General features: G+C 44.4%; 8 protein-coding genes and 2 pseudogenes. 7 read left to right on the top strand and 3 right to left on the bottom strand.

Annotated features, from left to right (window positions below):
• On the top strand, nucleotides 1–417 hold a 417-nt coding region (locus ENN47_11585), incomplete at its 5' end, for a sulfite exporter TauE/SafE family protein (protein ID HDP78793.1).
• Between the two features lie 130 nt (nucleotides 418–547).
• Here the strand turns inward: ENN47_11585 and ENN47_11580 are convergent.
• From ENN47_11580 to ENN47_11570, 3 genes and pseudogenes are all read right to left on the bottom strand, one after another.
• Nucleotides 548–898 carry a DUF3147 family protein gene (locus tag ENN47_11580; protein HDP78792.1) on the bottom strand — a complete coding sequence of 117 codons (351 nt, stop codon included), beginning with the start codon at nucleotides 896–898 and terminating at the stop codon, nucleotides 548–550.
• 120 nt (nucleotides 899–1,018) lie between these two features.
• A pseudogene (locus tag ENN47_11575) lies at nucleotides 1,019–1,512 on the bottom strand (MFS transporter).
• 31 nt (nucleotides 1,513–1,543) lie between these two features.
• Nucleotides 1,544–1,918: pseudogene (locus tag ENN47_11570) on the bottom strand (GNAT family N-acetyltransferase).
• An 87-nt stretch (nucleotides 1,919–2,005) separates the two neighbouring features.
• Here ENN47_11570 and ENN47_11565 point away from each other — a divergent pair.
• The 6 genes from ENN47_11565 (at nucleotide 2,006) to rbsK (ending at nucleotide 8,444) form a co-directional block, all read left to right on the top strand.
• Nucleotides 2,006–2,890 (top strand): membrane-binding protein, encoded by an 885-nt coding sequence (locus ENN47_11565; protein HDP78791.1) that lies wholly within the window; start codon nucleotides 2,006–2,008, stop codon nucleotides 2,888–2,890.
• A gap of 289 nt (nucleotides 2,891–3,179) precedes the next feature.
• Complete coding sequence (locus tag ENN47_11560; GenBank protein HDP78790.1) at nucleotides 3,180–4,160, top strand: LacI family transcriptional regulator; 981 nt, start codon at nucleotides 3,180–3,182, stop codon at nucleotides 4,158–4,160.
• Nucleotides 4,153–5,646 (top strand): sugar ABC transporter ATP-binding protein, encoded by a 1,494-nt coding sequence (locus ENN47_11555; protein HDP78789.1) that lies wholly within the window; start codon nucleotides 4,153–4,155, stop codon nucleotides 5,644–5,646. The genes ENN47_11560 and ENN47_11555 overlap by 8 nt, the downstream gene beginning before the upstream one ends.
• Nucleotides 5,643–6,566 carry a ribose ABC transporter permease gene (locus tag ENN47_11550; GenBank protein ID HDP78788.1) on the top strand — a complete coding sequence of 308 codons (924 nt, stop codon included), beginning with the start codon at nucleotides 5,643–5,645 and terminating at the stop codon, nucleotides 6,564–6,566. The genes ENN47_11555 and ENN47_11550 overlap by 4 nt, the downstream gene beginning before the upstream one ends.
• A gap of 51 nt (nucleotides 6,567–6,617) precedes the next feature.
• The gene (locus ENN47_11545; GenBank protein HDP78787.1) at nucleotides 6,618–7,496 is read left to right on the top strand and encodes a D-ribose ABC transporter substrate-binding protein; all 879 of its coding nucleotides are present in this window, start codon (nucleotides 6,618–6,620) and stop codon (nucleotides 7,494–7,496) included.
• A gap of 57 nt (nucleotides 7,497–7,553) precedes the next feature.
• A complete protein-coding gene (rbsK, locus tag ENN47_11540; protein ID HDP78786.1) occupies nucleotides 7,554–8,444 on the top strand; it encodes a ribokinase in 891 nt (296 codons plus the stop codon).
• Nucleotides 8,445–8,728 lie beyond the last annotated feature (284 nt).

The raw sequence follows: 8,728 nt of genomic DNA, 5'->3' as shown, positions 1-8,728 counted from the left end.
GTCATAGGTGCTGTGCTTGTTTCAAGCTTGACTGCGGCTCCCGGTCTGTCGAGGTTCCTCCAGAAATACATGGGGAAGTTGATAGGTCCAATAATGATAATCGTAGGCATGTTCCTTCTTGAACTGCTGAGTTTCAGAAACAAGGGAAGAAATCTGGATACAAAATCACAAGAAAAGATCAAGAGCAAAGGCCTGCTCGGTGCCCTGATCCTCGGCTCTCTGTTCGCCCTTACCTTCTGCCCTGTATCGGCTGCATTGTTCTTTGGAAGTGTAATTCCACTGGCCGCCAATGAACAGTCCAGGCTACTAATCCCTGCAATCTATGGTATCGGCACAGGCTTACCTGTTGTGGTAGTCTCAGTTGGAATTGCCATAAGCACCAAAATGGTTGCGAAGATGTTCAGCCGAATCACCTGATTCGAGTACTGGGCGCGAGCAGTTACAGGAGAAGTTTTCACAGTCCTGGGAATCTACCTGAACAATACAAGGATTTTCTTGTGAAACGCTTCACAAACAGTGGTCGAAGAATTCGTTCAAGTCAAAACTGCTATAATCTCACTCCAAACCTTGAAAGGATAAGCAAAAAGAAGGCATAGCCCGCCATCATGATTCCACTGGATAAAGCAAGCGCTACGTAGAAATTGATGCCTCTTCTAAGAAACAACGGCATAGCAACAAAGAAAATCAGAGAAGGAAGAACAAATAAGAGAATACCGGTGGAAAGTTCTGCAACTTTACTTGGATTTTTTGTATCGTTGTAGAGCCAGAATAGCGCCAGCATTGAAGTAAGGGGTAAAGAAGCTATAAGTCCTCCAATGTATCCGGACTTCTTGCTAACTTCAGAAACAAGAGCGATTATTATCGATGACACAAGGATTTTGACGATGTATCTCAACAAACTTGTTCACCTCCGCTTCGATCATTCTTCTTGCCCACGTTGCCAATTGCTTTGAATAATCTCCTATTACTTTTTACTTTGCTCCTGAGATTCTACTGCACTATCATACGCCGGTTTGACTCAGCTCGTTATCAATCGATCCTTCGTAAAAACAATCACGATTAGTCCTCCAGCTGCAATGAGTGAAGCCATCATGATGAACATGACGAAATAAGAGTATTCTGCAACCGTTCCGGCCAGTAAAGGCTCCACCATGAAACCAATCGCTCTCGCTGACCTAAGCAGTCCAAGAAACTCGGCCCTTCGCTCGGGTGGTGAGCTCAAAGATATCATAGTACCAGCACCGTTAATGAAAGCACCAAAGGCAATTCCAAGCGAAAAGTAACCGAGTGCTATCAAGACCCAGCTCTGCGCCATCGCAAAGAAAAGCATCGTGAATATTGTAAGGCCGATACCGATCAATGTGCTTTTCCTGGGTCCTATTCTGTACATTACTTTACCGAAGAAGATATGGGAGAATATTTGCATGAAAGGATTTATCGAAGTGATTATCGCCGTTGCCGAAGCCGACAGACTATCCTTTCCGTCATGAATATCGCAATGATAGAAGTCGCTCTTGGGAAGGCGCCATCCTGCTCCAAGCCTGTATGTATTTGCTGTGACTGTCAAGTAAGAGGATCTCTTGAGTTCTTCTAAAGAAGCACTAAGCAGAAGCTTCCCTGCTCCTCTTCTCCTATATATGTCGCTCACAAACAGGTCATAGATGTGACCGGATCTTCCGAACGCGAGTCTTTCATCGATCTGGGGACCAGAATGTACATGTCCTACGATTTCTTCGCCGCTCCTGAGAACTATCAAAGAGTCTCCTCTCTTGAGAAAGTCGGAGTATACTTCATCCATCGGTCTTAGATCCGGAAGTGAATACCTCCCGCTACTAGACTCGGGAATTGAGTAATACATTTTCTTCATGATCTCGAATTTCTCTTCTTCAGATGGTCTATCGATTAGCAGATTCTGCATTTTCGCCCGCCTTTAGATAAGATAGATGCTCCTTTTTCTTACTCTCTCCTGTATGATTATAGTAACTTAGCAAATGGAGGTGTAGTAATGAAAAAAGTGTTAATGATTTCTTTGCTCGTCGCATTCGCTCTAGTTGCCTTTGCACAATCGGAATTCATGATCCCAATGAGTGCGAGCGACTTCAATCTGCGAGGACCGGTCAAGACAGTTAAGATAGTTTATCCAGAAGACGAGTTCTACATGGAAGAGAATTTTGTGTTTCCGTACGAGATACTCTCTTTCGATAGATCGGGTAGACTTCTATCACAGATTTCTTCTGACAAAGAAGGGAACGAAATCAGTGCGATTCTGTTCAACTATGACGCAAGCGGAATGCTAGCTTCTATTACCGGAAGAGAAAATGGAGTTGAAGAATCAGTTGAGCAAATAACCATCGAGAATGGGAGGATAGTGTCAATCATTGTAGAAGATGGAGAGGGAGAATCCACCATCATAATGGAATACGACGAGTTTGGCAGGTTAGTCGCTCAGAAGATGTCTGGAATCAGCGAGGGCGAGGAAATCGAAATGACGATATCGATGGCTTACGATGAGAGAGGCAATCTTGTCGAAGAGGGATTTGGCATGATGGGAATGGATCTCAGCAGAACCTTCTACGAATACAATGAGAAGAATCAGAGGATAAGAGAATCGGAGTTCATGTACATGTTTGCGATGCCCGGAGAAGACGTAGAACCAATCGTGTCTACTCTTGAATACAACGAAATGGGCGACGTATCGATTAAGATCTCCGATAGCTACTGGGGAGATGAGAAGGAAGCGGTCGTGTACGAGTATGAATATGACTCAATGGGCAACTACATCTCTATGGTAGCCTACTATGTCATGAACATTGCCGACCTTGAGACAGATGGTTGGAAAGAGATGGCGATGATAGAGCAGGAAGAGACAAGAGAGATTGAGTATTACTGATTAAAATGACAAATCGAAAGAGGGTGGAAACACCCTCTTTTTATTTTGAAGCAACCAATTTCATTTTCCTCGTTTGCTGCGACTTATTATACCCACTTTTGTTTTGATCTTACGACGATACATGAACTAGAATGAAGAAGCATAGAAGAGTAACTAATCAATAATCACCTCATGTCTCAGCTGAACGTTCATGATAATGTGTGAATAGACTTGGCTATTACAATACGAGTATGTTTATATTACTGTGTAATCGTTTACGCAAACGTTTACAGGAGGATTTAAGGTATAAATGAAGAGTAAGATAAGCATACGTGAAGTAGCGGCGAAGGCGGGAGTTTCGACGGCCACAGTCTCCAGAGTTCTCAACAAAAGTCTGTATGTAAGCCCTGAACTTGAAGAGAAAGTCAATAGGGCCTCTCAGGAGCTTGGGTATGTCCCCAACAGACTTGCCAGAAGTCTCAGGATCGGTAGTAGCGGCATGATAGGCTTCCTTATCCCCGATATTGTGAATCCCTTCTTCTCCCAAATAGTAAAGGGAGCCGAAGATTATCTGCGCGTGAAGGGGTATTTCATTTTTCTTGTCAGTTCATCAGGTGATCCTCTAAAGGAGGAAGAACTTCTAAAGGCACTGTATTCAAGGAATATCGAGGGAATTGGCGCAATACTCCTCGGAGAGCTTCCCGAGTCTATTAAGGCCATTTCATCTCACCTACCGATCGTGATTATCGATAACTATCAAGATTGGGAAGGGGTCTCTTATGTCTTTTCAGACAATTACGACGGAATGAGAAAGATGATGGATTATCTTATCGGAGCTGGTAACAAAAGCTTCGCTTTTTTAAGTGGTCCCGTAAATACCTTCTCCTCCAGAGAGAGGTTGAGGGCATTTGAAGATGCTATCTCAGAAGAAATTAGTGATTGCGAGATACATTTTGGAGACTATACCTTTGAGAGTGGTAGAGAGATGTTGAGAAGACTCAAGAGAATACCCAATGCCATAGTATGCGGCAACGATATGATAGCATTCGGAGCGATGATGGAGTTAGCTGAAATGAAATATGATGTGCCTAAAACCGTTTCGGTTACTGGATTTGATGACATACTCTTCTCAAGGATGACCAACCCAAGGTTGACAACCGTTCGGCAGGATGGATACGCTATGGGTAAGGCGGCCGGTGAGATGCTTCTGAGAAAGATCAGCGGTCAAAAAACTAACAGCAAGGTTCTTCTGAAGACCTCGCTTCAAATCAGGGAGAGTAGCAATGGATGATTTCATTCTCAAGATGGAGGGTATCTCCAAGAGCTTTCCCGGTGTAAAGGCGCTGGATAGCGTCAGTTTCGATCTGAAGAGGGGCGAGATTCTTGCTCTGATAGGCGAAAACGGTGCCGGCAAATCAACTCTCATGAAGATTCTGAGTGGTGTTTACAGACAGAATGAAGGGAAGATAATTCTCGAGGGCAATGAAGTTCGCTTTGAGAGTCCTTCAGATGCCATAGCGCATGGAATAGCAGTAATATATCAGGAGTTGAATCTCAGCGAGGATCTAACTGTTGCAGAGAACATATATCTGGGAAGAGAGAGTAGCTCCTGGTGGAATCTTAATCGCAGGAAACTCAGAAGAAGGGCGGAGGATCTTCTGAGATCACTCAACTTTCCAGTGCCTGCGGGCACGACAGTTAAGAAACTCAATGTTTCCGAAAAACAGCTTGTCGAGATCGCCAGAGCCTTGGCTTCCGATGCAAAGATAATCGTTATGGATGAACCTACTGCAACAATAACAGAGCATGAAACAGCGATACTTTTCAGACTTATGAGAGAGCTCAGAGAGAAGGGCGTTTCGATAGTCTTTATTTCTCACAGACTTGAAGAGGTCTTCGAAATAGCCGACAGGGTTACGATATTGAGAGATGGATCGTTCATATCTTCCGGTCCTACGGAAAGCTATACTGGCGATCGTTTGATAAAGGATATGGTAGGAAGAAGAATCGACGATATGTTCCCAAAAGAGAATCTTGTGACCGAAGAACCCGTTTTCATGGTTGATGGGCTTTCGGCATCTGGACATTTCGAAAATGTCTCTTTCGAAGTGAAAAGAGGCGAAATCTTCGGAATAGCGGGGCTTGTGGGTTCAGGTAAGGGGGCAGTTGCCCTTGCCATATACGGTGGCTTAAAGGCTAGTGCAAACAGGGCCGAGTTATCCAAAAGACCATATCCTATTCCCATAAGGCCGGACAGAGCACTGGCAAGAGGAGTTATTCTCATACCCGAAGATCGCAAGACACAGGGATTAGTAACGCCTTTGAGTATAACAAAAAACGTTGTGCTGCCAAATACGGAACTTGTAAGTAAGCTAGGTAGCATTAGCTGGAGAGCGAGTAAGAGACTTGCTGAAGCGATGATAAAGAGACTGACTATAAAGACACCTTCTCCAGATCAGAGGGTTAATAACCTTTCTGGAGGGAATCAACAGAAGGTAGTTCTGGCAAAGGGACTCATTAAATCTCCTGAACTCGTAATCTTCGTTGAACCAACCAGGGGAATCGATGTTGGAGCAAAGGTTGAGGTTTACCGCTTGATGAATGAACTGGCGAATCAGGGTAAGGGAATCATCATGATATCTTCTGAGCTGCCAGAAGTAACCAGTATGAGCGACAGAGTGCTCGTAATGCACCGGGGTCGACAGGCAGCCATATTCGAAAGGAAGGATATTAATCAGCAGAACATCATTTCTGCGGCAATGGGAGGGCAAAGATGAAGAAAACCCTCAGCCTTTTGAGAAGGTTTCCGATAGTTGTCGGTTTTGTTGGAATTGTTCTTGTGTTCAGCTTTCTAAGCGATAGATTCTTTACCGTTTCGAATTTCATGAACGTTCTCAGACAGGTCTCTATAAACGGAATAATTGCATTTGGGATGACTTTTGTAATAATCTCTGGAGGGATAGACCTTTCAGTAGGTTCGATATTCGCTTTCTCAGCAGTAGTCGGGGCAAGTGTTGTTAAGAACACTTCTCCTCTGCTTGGAATTCTGGCTGCGCTCGGAATAGGTGCTCTTATGGGTGCATTCAATGGTGTAATCATTGCCAAAATGAAACTTCAGCCCTTCATAGTAACTCTTGCCACTATGGCAATTGCCAGAAGTCTCACTCAGGCTTTCACTCAGGGGAGGCCTGTAACAGGTTTTCCGGCAGGTTTCAGGGAAATCGGGAGCGGAGAGATCTTCGGAATTCCTGTGCCTGTGTTAATAATGCTTGGAGTATTTGCTCTTGCCTGGTACCTTCTCTTCAATACGAAGCTGGGTCTATACACTTACTCTATAGGTGGAAATGTGCAGGCGACAAAGTTAAGTGGTGTGAAAGTAGATAGATATAAGATCGTTATTTACATTATAAGTGGGCTTCTTTCTGCACTAAGTGCGCTTATTTTGACAGCAAGACTAAATAGCGCCCAGCCCATATTTGGAGAGGGTTATGAGTTGGACGCCATAGCCGCAGTCGTTCTAGGAGGAACGAGTCTCTCCGGTGGAAAGGGGTCGATAGTCGGAACGGTTTTTGGCATCATGGTTCTTGGAATAATAAACAACGGTATGAATCTAGTAAATATCTCACCATTCTACCAGCAGGCAGTAAAGGGAGCCGTAATACTCCTGGCAGTTATGGCCGAAAGTAACAACGATTGAGCGATCTTACTAAAGGCCTTCAAGGCCTATTTTTGATAAGGAGGTACTGAAATGAAGAAACTACTTGTAATTACCTTTGTTCTGGTAGTAGCGTCAGCATTTCTCTTTGGAGCAACGTACAGAATTGGACTCTCTCTATCCACTCTCAACAATCCGTTCTTTGTAACACTTAGAGACGGAGCTCTTGAAGCAGCGGCCGGTCTAGGAATAGAAGTTATCGTAGCCGATGGTCGCGATAACCCTGCAAAGCAGCTAAGCGATATCGAAGACTTTGTGCAACAGAAACTGAATCTAATAATCATTAACCCTACTGACAGCGATGCTATCGTCACTGCAGTAGAGGAAGCTAACAAGGCTGGGATTCCTGTAATAACGGTTGACAGAGGAGCTAATGGCGGAAAAGTAATTGCGCATATTGCTTCGGATAATGTTGCGGGCGGCATGATGGCCGGTGAGTACGTTGCAATGCTACTCAATGGAAAGGGGAACGTAGTTGAACTTGAAGGAATCGTTGGAACATCGGCTGCGCGAGACCGTGGTCAGGGCTTTGGTGCAGCTATTTCAAAATACCCGGGCATCAAGATAGTTGCAAAACAGGTTGCAAACTTCAACAGAGCCGAAGGACTTGTAGTAATAGAGAACATCCTTCAGGCGAATCCAAATATCGACGCTGTGTTTGCTCACAATGACGAGATGGCTCTTGGAGCAATCGAAGCCATAAAAGCCGCTGGTCTTCTAGACAAGATCAAAGTCGTAGGTTTCGATGCCATTGATGATGCCGTTGCGGCCGTAAATGCAGGCGAAATGGCTGCTACTGTTGCTCAGCAACCATTTGTTATGGGCCAACTTGCCGTTGTCAAAGCGTTCGAGTATCTGACTATCGGTACGATTTATATCCCCGTAGATCTCCAGTTGGTAACGCTGAAGTAATTAAGATTAAAAGGCCGGGGGGCGTGATCTCCCTCCGGCTTTTTTATGGAGGCCTTTATGATAGCAGTCATTGGAAGCAGTAACGTCGACATGGTAATAAACGTAGACAAATTCACTATGCCCGGCCAGACTCAGAAAGGTTTGGAACTTTCCTACTATCCAGGAGGCAAGGGCGCAAATCAGGCAGTAACAGCCAAATCGCTTGGTGGGGACGTATTCTTCCTGACCTGCCTGGGAAACGATGGAAATGCCCAGATGATGAAGAGAGAGCTTGAAGCTATTGATCTTGGGCACGGAATAAGACTTGTAGATTCTCCAAACGGAGTTGCATTGATAGAGGTTGCAAGATCAGGAGAAAACAGGATAATAGTATACCCGGGTGCAAACTCTCGACTGTCTCCAGAGATTATCGACGATTCAAGAGAGAGTTTGCTAAAGGCCGACATTCTTCTGCTACAAAATGAAATCCCCTTCAAATCGTCTCTATACGCAGCAAAACTCTTCTACAAAGCCGGAAAGACCGTTATCTTCGATCCTGCGCCATCAAGTAATATAGATAAATCGATTCTACAATACGTAGATATTATTACCCCGAACGAAACGGAGATGGCTGAGCTTACGGGACCGTCGCTCTGTATTGAAGAAGCCGCCGCGAAGCTTCTTGAAATGGGATGTGAGAATGTTCTGCTAAAGAGAGGGGAAAAAGGAGTTCTCTTCACAGGAAGGTCTAGAAGTCTAGTTGTTCCGACTTTCAGAGTAAAAGCTGTTGATTCAACCGCAGCTGGCGATGTCTTCAATGGCGCCTTCGCCTGCTCGCTTGACAGAGGACTGGATCTTCACTTTTCTCTCAAGTACGCCTGTGCAGCCGCGGCTTTATCTGTTACCAAAAGGGGAGCCCAGAGGTCAATTCCAAGAAGTGAGGATATTGAAAGTCTCCTTTTTGAATGAGGGTTCGAGAGTTATCGGTAGTCTTTTTGAAAGACCTGATTGCTTCTGAAATTCAAACAATCCTAGAAGTTTCTTCTCTGTTAAACTCTCTTCGAGATTAAGTTTCAGGCCGTTCGTCATTTTGACTGATGCTGATTTGATCTCGAAATAATCTTCAAGTGTTAGAATCAAATATTAATCGAATTGCTATTACTCGAAGGGTTCTTTGAGAGCTTGATTCGTTCCGCTTCTTATAGCGCTTATGGATACAGTATTTCTGTATACCCTTAGTGTGTCTCGAAAAG

The organism is Mesotoga infera (assembly GCA_011045915.1).
GTDB classification, from domain to species: domain Bacteria; phylum Thermotogota; class Thermotogae; order Petrotogales; family Kosmotogaceae; genus Mesotoga; species Mesotoga infera_D.
This window is presented reverse-complemented; position numbering and strand designations above follow the sequence as displayed.